The organism is Segatella copri, from assembly GCF_019249765.2.
GTDB lineage: Bacteria > Bacteroidota > Bacteroidia > Bacteroidales > Bacteroidaceae > Prevotella > Prevotella copri_K.
On the sequence record NZ_CP152484.1, the window covers coordinates 2,956,483 to 2,975,000 of the forward strand.

Below are 18,518 nucleotides of genomic sequence, written 5' to 3' on the forward strand. Positions count from 1 at the left end.
AAATCGGCTGCAAAGTTAATAATTATATCCCAATAAAAGCAAAATTTCTAGCCTTATTCTGTCTATAAACAAATAATTATATGTAACTTTGCAGCCAAAAATACATAATAAGACTTCGATAAGACATGAACATCAAGTACAACAAAGCCCTATGGCTCATCATCATCCTGGCTATCGTGATGATGACTCCATTCCTCGGACTCACCGATTTCAATACCAAGGGAGAACCTCGCGAGGCGGTGGTTGCCTACACCATGCTGGAACATGGCAACTGGATTCTGCCTATCAACAACGGAGGTGATATCCCTTACAAACCGCCATTCTTCCACTGGTGCATCGCCTTCTTCAGCCTCTTCATCGGCCATGTGAATGAGTACACCTCCCGCCTGCCATCTGCCGTATCGCTGGTATTGATGACCATCGGCGGTTTCGTGTTCTATGCCAAGCGCAAGAACGCCCCAACCAGCCTCATCGCAGCCATCCTCACGCTCACCGCCTTCGAGGTGCACCGTGCGGGAATGAACTGTCGTGTGGATATGGTGAACACCGCCTTCATGGTGGGAGCCATGTATCTGCTCTACCGCTGGTGGGAGAAAGGAAAGCACCAGTTGCCTTGGCTCGCTATCCTCTGCATGAGTGGCGCTACGCTTACCAAAGGTCCTGTGGGCATCATTCTGCCTTGCTTTGTGATGGGCGTATTCATGCTTACCCAACGTGAGAACTTCTGGGGCATCGTATGGCGCATGGCTCTAACCGCCCTGCTCTCGCTCATTATTCCTTTCTGCTGGTATTATGCAGCCTATCTGCAAGGCGGCGACGAGTTTCTGCGCCTGGTGAAGGAAGAGAACATCGACCGATTCATGGGCAAGATGGCATACGAATCACACGAGAACCCAGCGTGGTACAACCTTCTCACGCTCATCACGGGCTGGTTGCCTTACACCTTATTATTATTGTTCTCGCTCTTCATTCTGCCATGGAAGAAGTTCTCGAAGACCCGATTCCTGGAGAATGCGAAGAAGGCTACTCCGCTGCAGGTGTTCACCTGGCTCGCCTTTCTTCTGGTGCTCTTCTTCTACTGCATCCCTAAGAGCAAGCGCAGCGTTTATCTGCTGCCATGCTATCCGTTCATGGCCTATCTCATCGCCGAATACATCGTTTGGATGATGAAGGAGAAGATGGGAGCCTTGAAGATTTATGCCGGGATGATTGCTTCGATAACCCTGATTCTCAATATCGCCCTGCTGGTGGTAAAAAAAGGATGGGTGCCAGAAAGCATCTTCCACGGCAAGCATGCCATAGACAATATCGCCATGCTCCATGCGCTCGAAAACAACGATTTGCTCATCCCATGCTGCATCTTTATGGTTATCACTTTGGATGGAGTTTACCTCATCTTCCGAGCACTCAAGAAGAAGAATTCAGGCAATATTGTTTCATATACCCTTGCCACCATCGTGGGTCTCTTCCTGATGCTCGACTCCAGTCTGCAGCCACCTGTACTCAACACGAAGGCCGATAAGCACCTGGCGCCGGTTATCGAGAAGAAGTTTGATACCAGCAAACTCTATTCTTATATGTCGGTAGATATGCTGCATTTCTTCAGCCTCAACTTCTATCTGGGCGATAAGATCCAGCAGTTTGACAAGGTATTGCCACAGGATGGCGTGCTGATGATTCCGGAAGAAGACATGCCTGATTTCCTTGAGAAATTCGGCAAGGACTACACCTTCCAGAAGGTTTGGGAAGTAAGAAAGACGGTAGAATGGCACAACAAGGTAGGTTTCTACCGATTCGTGAAGACTAGTGCCAATATTGCACTTAACAAATGATTAATGATTAATTATTAGTGATTAGATACAAAAAAAGCATCGGGATTATAAGTACCGATGCTATTTTTGTATCTATCAAATTGATATTCTTCTTATTTTCTTTCTTCGATAAGATTATACTCTTTCTTCGATGAAGTATCGTGGGCGGCGCTTCACCTCGGTATAAATCTTGCCGATATAGACGCCCGTAATGCCTACGCCCGTGGTGATGATGCCTCCGATAAACCACATGGAAACAAGCATGGAGGTCCAGCCCTGGATGGTCTTGCCCTGGAAATATTCTACCAAGGCAAAGATAATCATGATGACTGCCACCAAAGTCATCGCCAAACCCAGGAAGGTGATAAACCGAAGAGGTGCTACGGAGAACGAAGTGATGCCATCGATACTGAAGCTCAGCATCTTGGTAAACGGATACTTACTCTCACCCGCCTCACGAGCCTTGCGGTCGTAATAGACGAATCCCTCCCGGAAGCCCAACTGGCGTACGATGGATCTGAGGAAGAGATTGCGCTCGGGATACTGCATCAGAGCCTTCAGGGTGCGGTTGGTCATCATGCGGAAATCGGCATGATTGTAAACCGTATCCTTATCCACACTCTGCATCAGCTTATAAAAAGCCTGGGCGGTAAAGCGCTTGAAGAAGGTATCGGTCTTGCGCTCCTTGCGCACACCATAGATGATATCCTTGCCTTCCTGCACCTGGCGCACCATATCCACGATAACATTCTCATCGTCCTGCAGGTCGGCATCGATACTTACCATCGCATCGCAATGGTCTACCGCAGCTTCCATACCTGCCCAGAGCGCATTCTGATGGCCTCGGTTATGCGACAGTTTGATGCCATGCACATATCCATGTTCCTTGGCAGCATCCGAAATCATCTGCCAAGTATGGTCACGACTGCCATCGTCGACAAGCAGCAGTTCTGTGTCGGCATCAGTCTCTTTCTTAATCTTTCTGATCAATGCCCCCAGCACATCTAAGGTCTTAGGCAGCACTTCTTCCTCGTTATAACAAGGGATAACTATCAATATCTTCATTTGTAAGCCAGTATTTATTCAGATGCAAAAGTAACTCATTTTTTCTATTTAAACAAGAAAAACGTTTAATATTTTTTATTCTTGATATATATTTCCCGTTTTTCTCCATTCTTTCTTACCATTTCCACTTTACCTGTATCTCCAGATCGGTTTGCGAAGAGCGGGAGATTTCCTGCAAACCAGAAGAGATGTGAGAGCGGTCGAAATAATCGGTTGTACCCAATTTGGCGATAAGCAGCAGATGGGAACCTATCTCTGAGCGTGCCACCAAGGCGTAACGGATACCCTCGCCGTAGTAGCTTCCGAAACTCATCTGATAGAGCAGACCGGGCTCATAAGCGTAGATACGGGAGGCAAAATCGGAAGTATGGAAATAGCCCAGGCAGCCTCTCAACGTTCCTTTCAACTGCTTCTTCCATTTCCATTCCCATCCTATATGCTCGCTCACCATATAGCCTTTACTAAGCTCATCGCCCTCATTCTTCATCGTGCTTTCCGCCTGGCTCATCGTATAGTCTAAACTGGTTTTGGCGCTCCATCGTTTTTGGACTATTGTGGTATAGAGGCGCAGACGGCCGGTCGTGGTTCCCGCCTTATCCTTATAACGGAACCTTCCTCCTACCGTCAGCACTCTTGAGGGCTGGAAGAGGATATTCACCAGATTATCCCAACTCTGAGTGCTCTCCCTGGTCTGATACTTAGGCCAGGCGAAATAGGCGAAATCGCTGTAGGCTGTGATGCTCCAATGATGGGCAGGAATCCAGGTAAAGCCCAGATATACGCCGTTTTCATCCTGCACATCGCTCCCCTCGGAAAAGCTGTTGCTGAAGAGAGAATAATATCGGGCAGAATAGAACCTGTGAAGAGCCATGAGCGTGAAATGGTCGGAACAGAGATAGGAGGCTGCATTGAGCGTGGCTATGGAACCGCAATCGCCCGTAGCCGTTTCGCCGGAGAGGGTGAGGCGATGGGAGATGTATCCATAGCTGATGCTGGCATTCCAGAAGGCATTCCCCTCTGGAGCAAAACGCTTGTAAAGCTGGCTTTTATTGGGCGTGAGCGGAAGGGAAAAAGAGGTATAAAAGGCTGTACCTCCAATGTGCCAGCCCTGATGCCGGTAACTGATGTTGCCTCCCACAAGGGTATTGGATGCTACCTTCTGTTTAGCAATCTCATTCACCGTGCGATGCAAACCGGTCTTCAGGATGGTCTTGATGCCCCCGCCGTCAGCAGAAAGCGTAGCATCTATCTGACGATAAGAAAGAAAGCCGGTCAGTTCGAGGCCCTTTAATAAGGTATAGGTGGCTGCTGCGCCTTGCAGATAATTGGCTGAAGAACGGGAGGAATGACCGCGGATGATGCAGGAAGATGATCTGCCCAAGGAGGTTAAGGCTGAGAGTTTGCCGAAGCCGAAATCATTATTGAGTATCAGTCCTAATCCTGCATTCAGTCTGTATCTGCCCAGGGTGATATTCTTCCATCTGCCCAGATTCTTTACCTGAAGATAGAAGGAATAGAAGTCGTAACCCATCGTGTTCCTGCCTCCGAAGAATGGTTCGCCGGCATCCTGAGAAGCTACGAATCCCAGTTTGACGGAATTGCCGTAACGAAACTGGTAGCGCAGTCCGTGCTTGTAAGGATAACCCAGATAGCCGTCGGTTCCGCTCGCATCGCCTTTGCGCTCATAAAAAGGAACCTTCAGCATGCCCATCACCTCGTGCTTGCCATACTGGGCGATGTTTTTAAGACTGGGAAAAGCCGGCTTGCTCCCGTCATCGGCCACATAGAAGAAACAACTCATCAGCTGGCGCTGATACCAGTCGATGCTGCTTATCAGGGTAAGCTCGCTCATACTCTTCAGCTGTCCATAGCGGTAGATATAGAACAGGATGTCTTCTACCTGCGATGCAGTAAGAAACGGCATGCGCTCCAGTTCTTCTCTCGTTGCCGTATTCAGATTGACGGGATGCTGTGCCATCTCCTCCAAATCTTCTTCATAGTCCTGCCAGGCTACATGCTCGAAATCTTCGGATGCAGAAAGATCGGACAGCAGTTGCTGCCAGGGTGGCGAAGCGGAAAGAGAATCTTCGGGCACGGCGCCCTGTTCTGAAAGAGAGGAAGATTGGGCTTGAGCCCATGAGGCACAGAAGATTTGGGAGCTGCCTACGAGAAACAGTTTCAACAAGAGGGATGTTATGGAATGAGCATGCTTCATGTGTAGTAGGCACTTTGTTTATTAAATTAAGACAAAGTTACTGCTAAAATATGAAAAAGAGAAAGAAAAAGCCAAGAATCTTTCTCAAATTGAGAAATAATCTGTAATTTTGCGGCGTAATTAGTAACACAAAGGGGCTTACACCTCTTTATATATAGAAGAAGCTCCACGAAAAAAAGGAGCTGGACAAAGAACATTGAGGAGATTTACATGAAACAGAAAATATGCTTTTTACTGGCGATGCTCTTCTGCATCACCCTGCAAACCATGGCACAGACCGATGGCGACAACCCTGAAGACAGGGAGGTGGACATGGATGCTCCTACCTTTGAACCGATGGTGAAGGTAGGAAAAGTGCTCCTGGATCATGACAGCGTACAATATGTTCAGGTGAACAACGTGTACGTTTATCCGCAGCCGGTTTTCAAGAACGCCAAGGAGCGAATGGCTTACAACCGTTTGGTATACAACATTAAGAAGGTGCTGCCGATAGCCAAAGAGGTAAGAAGGATTATCATCGAAACGGGTGATTATCTGGAAACGCTGCCTAACAAGAAGGCAAAGGATGCACACATGAAACTGGTGGAGAAAGGTATCAAACAGGAATATACCCCGAGAATGAAGAAACTCACCTATGCACAGGGTAAACTCTGCATCAAACTGGTATATCGTGAGTGCAATTCCTCATCCTATCATCTTATCCAAGCCTTCCTGGGTCCTATCCGTGCCGGATTCTATCAGGCATTTGCAAGCCTCTTCGGTGCCAGCCTCAACAAGAAGTACGACCCGAACGGCGTTGACAGATTAACAGAAAGAGTGGTAAGACAGGTAGAATCGGGGCAGATTTAACCAGCTCATCTTATTCAGAAAGCTCATATACTTAGGTATAAAAGCATTTCCTATCAATAGGAATTGCTTTTATACCTAAGTTTTTTTGTTGATACAAGCAGAAGAAATCTCCGTTCATCGACGTTGAATGTCCGTTCAGCGTCGTTGAACGGCGGTTCATAGACGTTGAACGGCGGTTCAACGTCGATGAACGAAGATTTAAACAGACTGAAAAAAGAAATGTTCCTAAGAAAAGCAACAACTTTTCCTAGGAACATTTCCTTTTATATTCGAATGGGATGCCGACCTATTCCTCAGTATAAAGCACCTGAATCATGGTCTGGCCAACCGCCTTAAGCACATTCTTATCCAGATGAGCCATATCATCACTCACGGTGTGCCAGGTAGGACCGAAACTGCTCTGCTGGCAGTCCGGATAATAAGCAATCACATCTACAGTAGGAATCTTAGCCTTCTCGTTGACCGGAATATGATCATCAGTAATCATTCCGCCATCGCTCTTAGGGAAGTAAGAGCCAAAACCAGCCTGACGGGCTGCAGCCCAAACCTTCTTCACGATGCCACCAGCATACTGCATAGACATACCTTCACGATAGAACTTGGCTCCCTGTCCGCCCACCATATCGAGGAGGATTCCGAAACGAGGATTATATCCCTCAGGCTTGTTCTCGCTCCAGTACTGGGCACCCAATGCCCAAGTATCGCCATCGTCCTGAACATCAGCCCACTGAGGTGTTCCCCAGTCTTCAGTATCGAAACATACGAAATCTACGCCGATGTTAGGATTCAGCTTCTTGTCTGCCTGCAGCTGGCGGGCTATCTCCAACATGACGGCTACTCCGCTGGCTCCATCGTTGGCAGCCATTACAGGCTTGCGCCAGTTGGTACTGTCAGGGTCGTTGTCAGCCCAAGGACGGCTGTCCCAATGGGCACAGAGCAAGATGCGGGTTTCAGCCTTCGGGTTGTAATGGGCGATGATATTGGTATTCTTCAAGATGGTACCATCATAGCCCTTGAGGTCAGCCTTCTGGGTCTCTACCTCACAACCAAACTGCTTGAACTTGCTCACAATCCATTCACCACACTTGTCGTGCGCCTCGCTGTTCATGACGCGAGGACCGAAATCGCATTGTGCGGCACAATAAGCCAACGCCGAATCGGCATTAAAGGCAGGACCTACAGGATTCAACTTCTCTGCTTCCTCTACCTCCTGAACCTCAGGCGAACTCGAACTGTTCGCATTCTTATAGCTGATAGCTCCAGCTACCACTCCGGCAGCAACTACCAAGCCTAAAATTATCTTCATTTTCTTCGTCATAACATTAATGTTTAAAGTTCTGCACCTGCGTCATCACTCTGAGCCAGTTGCCTCCCCAAATCTTGACAATATCCTGCTCGCTATATTTGCGGCGCAACAGCTGGAGGGTGAAATTGATGAGTTCAGAAGAGTCGGCGAGACCTCTGATGCCGCCGTCTCCATCAAAGTCGGTACCCAGACCTACGTGGTCGATACCCATCACATCGATGGCATGCTCAAGATGGGCGATAGCGTCCATGATGTCGGCTTCACCCTCTTTACGCAAGAATCCGTGATAGAGCGTGGTATGAGCCACACCACCCTTTGCTGCGAGGGCACGCATCTGGTCATCGGTCAGATTACGAGGCACATCGCAGAGCGCACGGCTGCTGCTATGGCTGCAGACAATAGGCGTCTGGCTGATATCAAGTGCATCGTAGAAACTCTTCTCGCCACCATGACTCAAATCTACCATGATGCCCAGACGGTTCATCTCATGAATCACCTTCTCGCCAAAACTGCTCACACCATTATGGGTATTGCAGCCGCGGGCACTATCGCAGATATCATTATCACCATTATGGCAGAGCGTGATATAAACGATGCCGCGCTGGGCGAAATGCTTCACGTTACTGATATCGTGCTCCAGGGCGAGACCGTTCTCGATGCCGAGCATGATGCTCTTTCTGCCATTCCGCTTATCGCTATAAAGATCGGCAGGAGTGCGGGCTATGCTGAGATACTGCCTGTTCTTGCTCACAATCTCTTCTATCTTGTCGAAGATGAGGTCGGCATACTGCGCAGGTCCCTTTACATCGAAAGCCACCTTGCTGCTGAAGCTCTCACCTATCTGAGGCTGTGGCAGGTAAGCTACCATCGTGGTAGCATCCTGATGACCATCGGTCATCTTATGGAGATCAACCAGGATGCGGGAATCGCGATGATCAAACTTGATGCCCTGAGGGAAGAACATCGGAGTATCACAATGGGTATCGAGCGTAAGGATGCGCTTATGCAACTGCTTGGCTGCATAAAAGTTGTTAGCCTGATTAACCAGCCATTGGAAAATCTTCAATCCTTCTTCTTCCAGCCATTCCGGATGCCATTGCACACCGAGAATCTGCTTATATTCGCTACTCTCTACAGCCTCTATAATATGATCGGAAGATTTGGCGATGGTGCGCAGATGATTGCCTGGCTCGCTTACCGCCTGATGGTGGAACGAGTTGACAAAGATCTTCTCCTTATTATATATATTATATAAGGTGGAATCTTTCTTGATTTCTACGATGTGGGTAGGTTCAGTACGGTCGGCATCCTGGCTGTGTTTTACCAGTTGCTTGATATCCTGGCACACCTTTCCACCCAGCGCAATAGCGAGGGTCTGGATGCCCCGGCAGATGCCAAGCATCGGAATCTGGCGGTTGAAAGCCAATCGGGTAATCATCAGTTCGGCAGCATCACGTTCCTGATTGATGTTGTGAAGACGGGGAGAAGGCTCTTCGCCCATCCACAGCGGGTTATGGTCGCCGCCACCCGTCAGAATCAATCCATCAAGATGCTCCAGGGTATTGACGATGACCTGAGCATCGGCAACAGGAGGAATAATGACTGGCGTACCGCCAGCCGCTATTACCTGCTTATAATAACGGTCGCGAAGCGTAGCATCGATACCTTCATAATTGGCAGTAAGGCCAATTACAGGCTGATGCTTCGCTTCGGGAAATCTAGAGTATGCATCCTGGAGATGCGACTCTAAGTCAAATGTTTCCATTTGTTTATCTTTCAAAAAATAATGATTCAAGATCTTCTAAAAATCGTACTCAGGTATGGAGACACTTATTAATCTTCATCGAGAAGTACAGGAATCTCACGCTTGATGCTCTGCTCAAGAGAGATAAGCGTTTCGGTAGAAACCACACCAGGGATAGCCTGAAGCTTATTGTTGAGCAGATCCATGAGCTGCTCGTTGTCGCGGGCATAAAGCTTGATCAGCATGGTGTATGAACCGGTTGTAAAGTGGCACTCTACGATTTCAGGAATGTTCTGCAAGCGCTCTACCACCTTTTTATACATATTACCACGCTCCAAGTTCAAACCTACATAAGTGCAGGTAGAATAACCCAGGCTTTTAGGGTTTACATCAAAACCGCTACCGGTGATGAAACCATCCTCCATCAAGTGCTGAACACGCTGATGGATGGCAGCACGAGACACGCCACATTCTGCGGCTACGTCTTTGAAAGGAATACGGGCATTCTTGGAAAGGATGCCGAGAATCTTTCTGTCTAGATTGTCTATTTTCTCCATTTCGTTTTGTTTTATATTATTCTATTTATAAGGTACTTTTCTATACCAGATAGCAAAATTAATAAAATCTATTGAAACTGCAAACAAAATGCACGAATATTTTGCAATATCCGTGCATTTTGTTGTTTTTTATACTGTTTTTAACCAAAAACCTTGGCATTTTGCTACTTTTAGTAGAAAAATCATACGCTTATCTGATAACCTCGGAGAAGTAATGATCACGCAAAGGTTTCACCACTTTATCACCCGTCAAAACTATCTGCTGCTTAAGACGGATGTCTTGAGAAGAGGCTCCAATCTTCAGTTCATACGTTCCTGGAGCTATGTTCCATTGACGATTGCCTCGATGAGAATAATAACCAAACTGATCAGTATAGAACTTGATGCATACTCTCTTGGTTTCGCCAGGATTGAGAGAGATGCGGGTAAAGCCCTGCAACTGAATAGGATGAATCTGCTGGTTGCTCTGAGTTGGCGACAGATATACCTGCGCTATCTCATCGGCACGAACCTTACCCGTATTGGTAACCTCAAAGTAGATATTGCTCGACTCTGAAGCCGTAGAGAGTTCCTTAACAGCCTGCAAGTTCTTATAGGCAAAGGTTGTATAGCTCAATCCATAACCGAAAGGCCACTCTACACGGGCATCCTGACGGGTGGAATAATTATAGCAGATAGGCTCATAAACCTCAGTATTAGGATAGCTGACACTCAGCTTGGCAGATGGTGAAATCTTGCCATAAAGAATGTCAGCCACAGCTGTACCACCCTCTTCACCAGGATACCAGGCCTGGATGACTGCTGCACAACGCTTAGCTATCTTGGAGATAACCTGCGCACGACCGCCGAAGACTACCAGGACTACAGGTTTGCCCGTAGCCAAGAGTTCCTCAACATATTCCTCTTGCTTACCAGGAAGTTTGAGACCATCTCGCTCACGGTTCTCACCACAGAGCATCACATTCTCGCCTACAGCAGCAACGATAACATCGCTTTCCTTTGCCATCGCCAAAGCTTCTGCCTTGTCTGCCTTCTCGCCTGAATCAACCTTGCGATGCAGGAGCTGATACTCCCAGGCGCGCTTATCGCCAGACTCTTCAAACTTGGTCTCTATCTCCTCTGTCCAGTCGCAACCACGAGAATACTTAATATTAATACCCTCAGGTTTACTTGCCTGCATTGCCTCTAGCAATTTAACGATATGTGGCAAGTGGCTATCATCCCACTTTTTCTTCCAACTCTGCCAGAAATAGAACATTGAAGGGAAAGAGTAGTCACCACACATCGCCCAGATAGAATTGGCATTAGGACCCGTGAGCAAGATATTCTTAACCTGCTTGGCGCTGTTAACATCAGCCTCCTTCACAAGAGGCAAAACACCATTATTCTCCAACAAGACGATAGACTGGCTGGCAATATCGTAAGCCGTCTGCCGTTCTTCCTTAGTATCAAGCTTTACATCCTCCGTACTATACAGATATGGATTCTTATCCATCAGTCCTGCCCGAATCTTATAACGCAGAACATCCTTTACAGCACGCTCAAAGACTTCTTTCTTAACAAGTCCCTTATCCAAGGCTTCCTGTAAATACTGATAATTTTCACCTCTAGGGAAATCAACATCATTGCCACCATTGATAGCAGCCACAGCTTTCTGAAGAGGAGTATCTAGTCCCGGCAACTGGTCAATGGCAGTATAATCGCTCACCACCATTCCATCGAATCCGAGATAATCTCGCAAAATATCGTTGAGGATCTCACTATTTGCCACGCACTTGGTACCATGAACAGCATGATAACCCGGCATCAAAGCCTTGCTACCTGCCAGACGAATCATCGTCTCATGAGGCAAAAGGATATCTTCCATCATCTCCTTCTCATCAGCATCACCGCCACCACCATATCCCAGATAGTGTTTAGAGCAAGCTCCCACTCCCTTCTTGAGGTCACCCTGCTGAAGACCCTTGACAAAAGCAGTACCCATAACGGCAGAAAGATAGCCATCCTCACCGTATGATTCTTCCAGACGATTAAAACTTGGAGTACGGCAGACGTCTACCATAGGGGAAAGCGACAATACGCCACCCATCTTGCGAAGAGCGGTACCTGTCTGCAAAGTCTTGAGCTCTGCCAACTCTGGATTGAATGAGCAAGCCTGACCTATCTGCTGTGGATAGACTGTTGCATCTTGCGTATTGATACCCGAAAGAACTTCCTCGTGAAAAAGAGCCGGGATACCATTTGGGGTATGATGTATCAACCAATCTTGTACAACAGCCACACGCTTTCGCAAGAAATTGGCATCAACCAATTCCTGACTGGCGTACTGAGAAAAATGTCCAATACCATAAGGAATGAGCTGCTTGCATTTGACGGTATCCAAATTGCCTTCCGCATCAAAAAGCTCATCCATATACCCACTTCTCAACTGAGCGATACGCTCTGGCTGTGACATTCTGCTGTAGAGTTCATCTACCTGTTGGTTCACTTGCTGCTCCGTATTGTTTATGTTACAGCAACTAGCCATCAGCACAGTTGCACATACGGTTGTTGTAATTTGTTTCATCATTATCTTTTAGGTTAAAAATATGATTATTGAAGTTGTTTATTATCATGTGCAAAGATAATGCAAACGAGCGCAGAATATCAAGCTTGCTTGAATATTTTGCCGAGTGCAGTTTATCTTCTGCAAAGATAATGCAAACGAGCGCAGAATATCAAGCTTGCTTGAATATTATGCCGAGTGCAGTTTATCTTCTGCAAAGATAATGCAAATAAGAGAACTAACAGATTCGCTTTCCCGTTTTTTATGCAAAAGCAACAAACACAAACGTAAAAGAAACAAAAGAGCCAAAGATAACACTTTATCCTTGGCTCTTACCTTATTATATTTAAGTAGTAATTACTTGTTGAAATGAATTCAGTAATTACTTTCTCTTTCTGGAAGCAGCTTTCTTGCCGTTTGACTTGGCAGAAGCCTTAGCCACCTTCTTCTCTGCTCCTACAGCTACATCTTCCTTCAACTCGCCAGCAGGCTCAGCCTTAACCTCAGGCTTTACGATGCTGACAAGCTCTAGGTCGAACACCAAAGTAGAGTATGGAGGAATCTGACCAGCCTGGCGCTCGCCGTAAGCCAACTCGTAAGGAATGTAAACCTGCCACTTACTGCCCACAGGCATCAGAGTAAGCGCCTCGGTCCAACCCTTAATCAAGCCATTGGCACGGAACTTGTCAGTCTTGCTGCCACCATGCTTGGATGTAGCATCAAAAACGGTACCATCAATCAGACGACCCTCGTAGATAACTTCTACCTCATCGCTAGCCTTAGGCACCTCGCCATGACCTTCGGTAATCACCTTATACTGCAAACCGCTAGGCAACACCTTTACACCAGGTTTCTTGGCATTAGCAGCAAGGAACTTCTCGCCGGCACCAGCCAAAGCTTCCTTCTGGAAATCGGCAGCAGCCTTAGAGGTAAAGAATGTTGTATCATTAGCCAAAGCTGCGATAAAACCATTCTGGAACATAGCATGGCTGATAGAATCGCCTGTGCTCTTCAACTCTTCCTTTGTGCCAGGATATACGCGCTTCTCTACCAGTTTGGCAACCTCCATACCTGCAGAATAAGCTACGGTCTTAGGATTGATACCCATGGCAAGCGCATCCTTGTAACCACGAAGGAAATTCTCCATATAGGCAGTATCTACCTGAAAACTCTGCTGGATATAAGGAATCAGACCACGAGTGGCATTCATACCAGCTACATAACTCAAAGAATCGGCTGATGATTTCAACTCAACAAGAGTAGCCGCCTTCTTAACCTTCTTCTTGCTTGCAGCACTAGCTGTAAACAAAGAAGCACCCGCCACGAGGACGAGTGCTGTCATTAATATTTTCTTCATTTATAAGTCCTCTATAAAAATGAGTTCCCACAAAAATTACTTGCCACCAACTGAAATCAACTCAATCTTGAAAATCAATACAGAGAATGGCTTGATCTGACCCTGCTCGCGCTCACCATAAGCCAACTGCTGAGGAATGTAAACCTCCCAAACAGAACCTGCTGGCATGTGAACCAAAGCCTCAGTCCAACCCTTGATAACCTGGTTAGCACGGAGATCTACGGCCTGACCACGCTTGAAAGAAGAATCGAATACCTTGCCGTCGATTGTCTTACCCTCGTAGTTAACCTTAACCATAGAAGTATCCTTTGGCATAGGGCCGTTACCCTCCTTGATTACCTTGTACTGAACACCTGAAGGCAGAGTAACAACTCCTGGCTTCTTCTTGTTGGCAGCGAGGAACTTCTCACCAGCAACCTTGTTAGGACCATATTCCTTCTCCATGTTCTTAGCCTTGATAGCCATCATCTTAGCCTGAGCCATCTGAGCAGCCTGCTCAACAGTCATCAAGCCCTTCTTGCCAGTAGTACCTGTGATGAAACCAGCCATGAAGTTCTTCAGAGAGATAGACTTTGTAGAATCCTCACCGAACACCTCGTGGTTGATGCCCTTAACCATCTGGTTAGAGATCTGCTGACCAATCTGGATACCTGCATAGTAAGCAGCCTTCTTCTTGTCGTCACCAGCGTTGGCACCATCGTTAAGACCCTTGATGAAATCATCCATGTAAGCAGTATCAACGCCCATGCGCTCTACCAAAAACTCCTTCAGACCCTGAGTCTGAGACATACCCATAGCATAGCTCATAGTATCTACATCAGTCTTGAGATCTGCCTTAGGAGTAGAATTGCCACAACCTACGAATGTAGCAGCAGCACAAGCCACGAGGGCTCCGAAAAATAACTTTTTCATTTCCTTATTTATATTTTAAATCTTTATTTTTATCTATTATATTCCAGGATTGCCTTTACTTCATTTAAATATATCTACTAACAGATTACTTAACGGCAACGAGCTCAACATCGAAAATCAAGGCTGAGAATGGAGGGATAGATGCACCTGCACCACGCTCGCCATAACCCAACTGATAAGGGATGAAGAAACGGAACTTGGCACCCTCGGTCATGAGCTGAAGACCCTCTGTCCAACCAGCGATAACCTGGTTCAATGGGAAGGTAGCAGTCTGACCACGATCGTAAGAGCTATCAAACTTAGTACCGTCGATAAGCGTTCCCTCATAGTGGCACTCTACCTGATCGGTAGCCTTAGGAGCCTTGCCATTACCTTCACGCAAAACCTGATACTGCAAACCGCTCTTAGTAGTGATGATACCATCCTTCTTGCCGTTCTCGGCGAGGAACTTCTCACCAGCTTCCTTAGCAACCTTACCCTTCTCGGCAGCAGCAGCCTGAGCCTTAGCCTCCTGCTCTGCAAAGAAGTTCTGTACCAACTCCTGAGCTTCCTGCTCGCCGAGCTGAAGTTTACCGGCGATGGCATCCTTTACAGCCTGTGCAAAATCATCAATATTCAAACTCTCTGCACCCATAGAAGCCAACTGGCGACCGATGCCGATGCCCAAAGCATAACTTACTTTATCCATAAAATTTATTTATAATAATGTATTAATAATCTTAAAATGTACTTTTTGTCCTTAAAACGAGTGCAAAGATAACATTTTTCTCGCTTAAAACGATGTTATTTGCAGAAAAATTGCTAAATTTGTGCATTCTTAATAAAAAGATTAAGAAAATATGAATAATTAAAACGTGATAAGATGAAGAAACTCGTATTTTTAACCGGTGCAGGCATGTCTGTGGAGAGTGGTTTCAAAACTTTCCGTGGAAATGATGGATTATGGGAAAACTATCCTGTAGAACAGATAGCTACCCATGAGGGATGGGAAGCTGACCCTACCCTAGTAACAAACTTCTATAATATGTTGCGCCATAAACTCTATGCTGCACAACCTAACGAGGGGCATAAACTTATCAAGGAACTGGAAAAAGACTTCGATGTGACGGTAATCACCCAGAATGTAGATAATCTGCATGAGAAGGCAGGTTCCAAGAATGTAATCCATCTGCATGGCGAACTATCAAAGGTTTGCTCTTCACGCGACCCTTACGACTATCGCTACATCAAGGAATTACCCGAGGATGATTGCGAGGTAAAACCTGGAACCGAAGCTGGAGATGGAAGCCTGTTGCGCCCATTTATCGTTTTCTTCGGCGAAAGCGTTCCTATGATTGAGCCGGCAGCCGAAGCTGTACAGCAAGCCGATATCTTCGTCATTATCGGAACCTCACTCAACGTTTATCCTGCTGCAGGTCTGATTTCATATACCAAGCCTCACATTCCTATCTATCTGATAGACCCGGGTGCCGTAAACACCAATGGATATTACAAGATAGAGCACATCATGAAAGGGGCTTCAGATGGTATGAAGGAACTGAAGGAAATATTGGAAAAATAAAAACATTCAGAATATATAAACAACAAAAGCAAACAGGGAAGCATCCATTGATACTTCCCCGTTTGCTTTTATTACTTTTATTTTCTTTCTATCAATAACATTCTGCATTACACAGCCTCAGATGTTCTGACTCCCATGCGAGCCTCGGCGACATTAACCACATAATCACCCAGTTTTTCGCATTCCTGAATGATATCCATATACAATGTACCTACACCATAGGTATAAAGATGGTTATCCACATCATCCAGGTTCTGGTTTCTCAACTGAGTACGATAATTATTAATCTCAGTCTCGATATTGTACGTATGGTTGAGACTGATAGAATGGCGTTCATGAGCAAACATATAGTTCATCTGAGTCAGCGCCTCATCTACCAACTTAAACATCTGATGAATGTTTTCACTCTGCTTGGCAGTAAACTCCTCCTTGTTTTCACCCTTGCGCTTAATGGTGCGGGCAAGATTAAAGCAACTGTCACCAATACTCTCGATTTCAGAAATCTCACGCAACATCGCACGGATCTTCGCCTTGGTATCATCACTCAGATGAGCATCGCTCACCTGATCAAGATACTTGGCAATCTCAATCTCCATATTATCAGAAATACCCTCATACTTCTCGATACGCTCATAGAGCTTGTCGAAAGTCTTGGAATCCTGAGTTTCCAGCAATTCTCTCACCATACTAAACATACGATGGATACGCTCGCCAAAACTGCCGATTTCCTGCTGTGCCTCGAAGACAGAAAGTTCTGGGGTCTTCATGATGCCAGCCTGGATAAAGCGCAAACGGAAATCTTCATCCTCCTTATCTGCCTTAGGCTTGATAAGTTTGCAGACAACTTTTTCCAACTGTGGGATAAACCAAATCAGAACGCCCGTGTTGCAAACATTGAAACAGGTATGGAACATCGCCAGAACAATTGGCAACAACTTCGTCTTCTGTGCCGCAGACATACCACCATCAGGATCATACCCCACGATAGAGCAAACGAAATCTACAAATGGATAGAACAGGCAGAGAACCCAGATTACACCAAAGACATTGAATACCAGATGGGCCAAGGCTGCACGACGAGCCTGGGCATTGGCACCCAAAGCGGCAAGATTGGCTGTAGCGGTAGTTCCGATATTCTCACCCATCACCAAGGCAATACCCAGATAGATAGGAAGTACGCCTGTAGAACAGAGTAAGATAGTTATAGCCATCACAGCCGCCGAACTCTGTACGATACAGGTTATAAGCGTACCGATCAGGAGGAAGACTACAATCGTGAAATGACTCTTTGTATCAAAAGATCCAAAGAAATCGATAACCGCCGGATTATGTTCCAAATCGAGAGCCTTACCCGCACTACTCAACAGAACGAGCGAGAAGAAGAGGAAGGCGATACCAAAAAGAAAATCTCCGAAATAACGGCGCTTCTTACTATAAATCAGCATAATGCCGAGGAAGAACGCAGGGAATACGACAATCGTTAAATCTACATTATAACCCAGCGACATAATCCAAGCCGTAAACGTGGTACCAATGTTGGCACCCATAATAACGGAAATTGCTTGGGCTAAAGTCAGCAAACCTGCATTTACAAAAGAAACCGTCATAACGGTAGTTGCTGAGGAGCTCTGAACGGCACAGGTAATAAAGGTACCTGTAAGCATTCCCGTAAATCGGTTGGTTGTCATAGCGCCCAAAATGTGGCGCAACTGAGATCCTGCCATCTTCTGCAAAGCCTCACTCATCACCTTCATACCATAGATGAGCAAAGCTAAAGAACCGAGAATCTGAAAAAAAATCACAAGATATTGACTTGTATCCATATTCATTTGTATTTGTGGAAATGTTTGTTACGTTTCGGTTGCAAATATAATAAGAATTTCCGTTATTACGAAATATTTGTTACCGATATTTCAAGTTGTAACAGTATTGTAACATCCTAGACCCCCTAAACACAATTTTGGAAGAACTACATTTACGAACAGACAAAAAGAATCAATAAGCTATATTCTGCTCTGAAATACGAAAAATGAAGAAATATTATGGTCAGTTTTGCCTCATATTTAATAAAAAACGAAAAAAGATGCCAAGAAACTTTGTTTTCTCCTTTTTTTTTTGTTTCTTTGCCTTATAAAACTAATAATAGTCATAATTTATGGGAAAAGGTAAAAAAGGTGGCAAAAGAATGAACAAAGCGCAGCTCACTGAGATGCTGCAGGAATTCTTTGCCGAAAGACCGGGCGAAACGCTCAGCTTTAAAGAGATATTCCGTTCCCTCCATCTCACGACGCATCCGCTTAAGATGCTGGCGATTGACATTATGGAGGAAATGGCATGGGATGACTACCTGGCTAAGGTAAGTGATAATTCTTATCGCCTGAATCAAAGCATACAGGTGATGGAAGGTAAATTCGTTAGGAAAGCAAATGGCAAAAACTCTGTTATCCCTGATGATAGCGAGAAGCCTATTTTCGTTTCAGAACGCAATTCGATGGGAGCACTTAATGGCGACAGGGTGGAATTCACCTTCCTCGCTCGCCGTAAGAACCACATCAAGGAGGCACAGGTCAACAAAATCCTTGAACGCGCTAAAGAT

At 46.0% G+C, this 18,518-nt stretch carries 14 protein-coding genes (1 of these 14 running past the window's edge); 4 read left to right on the forward strand and 10 right to left on the reverse strand.

Going from position 1 to position 18,518, the window contains the following annotated elements:
- The first annotated feature begins 125 nt into the window (after nt 1–125).
- Nucleotides 126–1,832, forward strand: a complete 1,707-nt coding sequence (locus KUA46_RS12600) for an ArnT family glycosyltransferase (RefSeq protein WP_218487196.1) — start codon at nt 126–128, stop codon at nt 1,830–1,832.
- A gap of 114 nt (nt 1,833–1,946) precedes the next feature.
- On the opposite strand, the gene KUA46_RS12605 is transcribed toward KUA46_RS12600, so the two are convergent.
- Nucleotides 1,947–2,876 carry a glycosyltransferase family 2 protein gene (locus KUA46_RS12605; protein WP_117693229.1) on the reverse strand — a complete coding sequence of 310 codons (930 nt, stop codon included), beginning with the start codon at nt 2,874–2,876 and terminating at the stop codon, nt 1,947–1,949.
- 115 nt (nt 2,877–2,991) lie between these two features.
- The gene (locus tag KUA46_RS12610; RefSeq protein ID WP_218487195.1) at nt 2,992–5,091 is read right to left on the reverse strand and encodes a helix-hairpin-helix domain-containing protein; all 2,100 of its coding nucleotides are present in this window, start codon (nt 5,089–5,091) and stop codon (nt 2,992–2,994) included.
- Between the two features lie 210 nt (nt 5,092–5,301).
- Here KUA46_RS12610 and KUA46_RS12615 point away from each other — a divergent pair, with 210 nt between their 5' ends.
- Nucleotides 5,302–5,940 carry a DUF4294 domain-containing protein gene (locus KUA46_RS12615; protein WP_153136844.1) on the forward strand — a complete coding sequence of 213 codons (639 nt, stop codon included), beginning with the start codon at nt 5,302–5,304 and terminating at the stop codon, nt 5,938–5,940.
- Between the two features lie 286 nt (nt 5,941–6,226).
- On the opposite strand, the gene KUA46_RS12620 is transcribed toward KUA46_RS12615, so the two are convergent.
- The 7 genes from KUA46_RS12620 to KUA46_RS12650 form a co-directional block, all read right to left on the reverse strand.
- Nucleotides 6,227–7,258, reverse strand: coding sequence for a M28 family peptidase (locus tag KUA46_RS12620; RefSeq protein ID WP_022120172.1), 1,032 nt, complete (start codon nt 7,256–7,258; stop codon nt 6,227–6,229).
- Nucleotides 7,259–7,262: 4 nt separating this feature from the next.
- Nucleotides 7,263–9,011, reverse strand: coding sequence for a membrane dipeptidase (locus KUA46_RS12625; RefSeq protein ID WP_153082805.1), 1,749 nt, complete (start codon nt 9,009–9,011; stop codon nt 7,263–7,265).
- Nucleotides 9,012–9,079: 68 nt separating this feature from the next.
- Nucleotides 9,080–9,547: an Lrp/AsnC family transcriptional regulator gene (locus KUA46_RS12630; RefSeq protein ID WP_006848151.1), complete on the reverse strand. Its 468-nt coding sequence runs from the start codon at nt 9,545–9,547 to the stop codon at nt 9,080–9,082.
- Between the two features lie 190 nt (nt 9,548–9,737).
- Nucleotides 9,738–12,116 (reverse strand): glycoside hydrolase family 3 C-terminal domain-containing protein, encoded by a 2,379-nt coding sequence (locus KUA46_RS12635; protein ID WP_256625048.1) that lies wholly within the window; start codon nt 12,114–12,116, stop codon nt 9,738–9,740.
- A gap of 358 nt (nt 12,117–12,474) precedes the next feature.
- Nucleotides 12,475–13,449 carry an FKBP-type peptidyl-prolyl cis-trans isomerase gene (locus tag KUA46_RS12640; RefSeq protein ID WP_153114344.1) on the reverse strand — a complete coding sequence of 325 codons (975 nt, stop codon included), beginning with the start codon at nt 13,447–13,449 and terminating at the stop codon, nt 12,475–12,477.
- A 36-nt stretch (nt 13,450–13,485) separates the two neighbouring features.
- Nucleotides 13,486–14,361 carry an FKBP-type peptidyl-prolyl cis-trans isomerase gene (locus KUA46_RS12645; RefSeq protein ID WP_218487194.1) on the reverse strand — a complete coding sequence of 292 codons (876 nt, stop codon included), beginning with the start codon at nt 14,359–14,361 and terminating at the stop codon, nt 13,486–13,488.
- A gap of 85 nt (nt 14,362–14,446) precedes the next feature.
- A complete protein-coding gene (locus KUA46_RS12650; RefSeq protein ID WP_006848156.1) occupies nt 14,447–15,049 on the reverse strand; it encodes an FKBP-type peptidyl-prolyl cis-trans isomerase in 603 nt (200 codons plus the stop codon).
- 174 nt (nt 15,050–15,223) lie between these two features.
- Here KUA46_RS12650 and KUA46_RS12655 point away from each other — a divergent pair, with 174 nt between their 5' ends.
- Nucleotides 15,224–15,922 carry an SIR2 family NAD-dependent protein deacylase gene (locus KUA46_RS12655; protein ID WP_006848157.1) on the forward strand — a complete coding sequence of 233 codons (699 nt, stop codon included), beginning with the start codon at nt 15,224–15,226 and terminating at the stop codon, nt 15,920–15,922.
- Between the two features lie 107 nt (nt 15,923–16,029).
- Here KUA46_RS12655 and KUA46_RS12660 read toward each other — a convergent pair whose 3' ends face one another.
- The gene (locus KUA46_RS12660; protein ID WP_218487193.1) at nt 16,030–17,745 is read right to left on the reverse strand and encodes a Na/Pi cotransporter family protein; all 1,716 of its coding nucleotides are present in this window, start codon (nt 17,743–17,745) and stop codon (nt 16,030–16,032) included.
- A gap of 332 nt (nt 17,746–18,077) precedes the next feature.
- On the opposite strand from KUA46_RS12660, the gene rnr reads away from it, so the two are divergent.
- Nucleotides 18,078–18,518, forward strand: the start of a protein-coding gene (rnr, locus tag KUA46_RS12665) for a ribonuclease R (RefSeq protein ID WP_218487192.1). It continues 1,857 nt past the right edge of the window; the window shows 441 of its 2,298 coding nt (coding positions 1–441); it begins with the start codon at nt 18,078–18,080; its stop codon lies off the right edge, out of view.

Excerpts from the sequence above, each read along its gene's own strand:
- KUA46_RS12635 (WP_256625048.1), bottom strand. The coding sequence starts at position 12,116 with ATGATGAAACAAATTACAACAACCGTATGTGCAACTGTGCTGATGGCT.
- KUA46_RS12660 (WP_218487193.1), bottom strand. The coding sequence starts at position 17,745 with ATGGATACAAGTCAATATCTTGTGATTTTTTTTCAGATTCTCGGTTCT.
- KUA46_RS12600 (WP_218487196.1), top strand. The coding sequence starts at position 126 with ATGAACATCAAGTACAACAAAGCCCTATGGCTCATCATCATCCTGGCT.
- KUA46_RS12610 (WP_218487195.1), bottom strand. The coding sequence starts at position 5,091 with ATGAAGCATGCTCATTCCATAACATCCCTCTTGTTGAAACTGTTTCTC.
- KUA46_RS12655 (WP_006848157.1), top strand. The coding sequence starts at position 15,224 with ATGAAGAAACTCGTATTTTTAACCGGTGCAGGCATGTCTGTGGAGAGT.
- KUA46_RS12625 (WP_153082805.1), bottom strand. The coding sequence starts at position 9,011 with ATGGAAACATTTGACTTAGAGTCGCATCTCCAGGATGCATACTCTAGA.
- KUA46_RS12630 (WP_006848151.1), bottom strand. The coding sequence starts at position 9,547 with ATGGAGAAAATAGACAATCTAGACAGAAAGATTCTCGGCATCCTTTCC.
- KUA46_RS12640 (WP_153114344.1), bottom strand. The coding sequence starts at position 13,449 with ATGAAGAAAATATTAATGACAGCACTCGTCCTCGTGGCGGGTGCTTCT.
- KUA46_RS12650 (WP_006848156.1), bottom strand. The coding sequence starts at position 15,049 with ATGGATAAAGTAAGTTATGCTTTGGGCATCGGCATCGGTCGCCAGTTG.
- KUA46_RS12615 (WP_153136844.1), top strand. The coding sequence starts at position 5,302 with ATGAAACAGAAAATATGCTTTTTACTGGCGATGCTCTTCTGCATCACC.
- KUA46_RS12605 (WP_117693229.1), bottom strand. The coding sequence starts at position 2,876 with ATGAAGATATTGATAGTTATCCCTTGTTATAACGAGGAAGAAGTGCTG.
- KUA46_RS12645 (WP_218487194.1), bottom strand. The coding sequence starts at position 14,361 with ATGAAAAAGTTATTTTTCGGAGCCCTCGTGGCTTGTGCTGCTGCTACA.
- KUA46_RS12620 (WP_022120172.1), bottom strand. The coding sequence starts at position 7,258 with ATGACGAAGAAAATGAAGATAATTTTAGGCTTGGTAGTTGCTGCCGGA.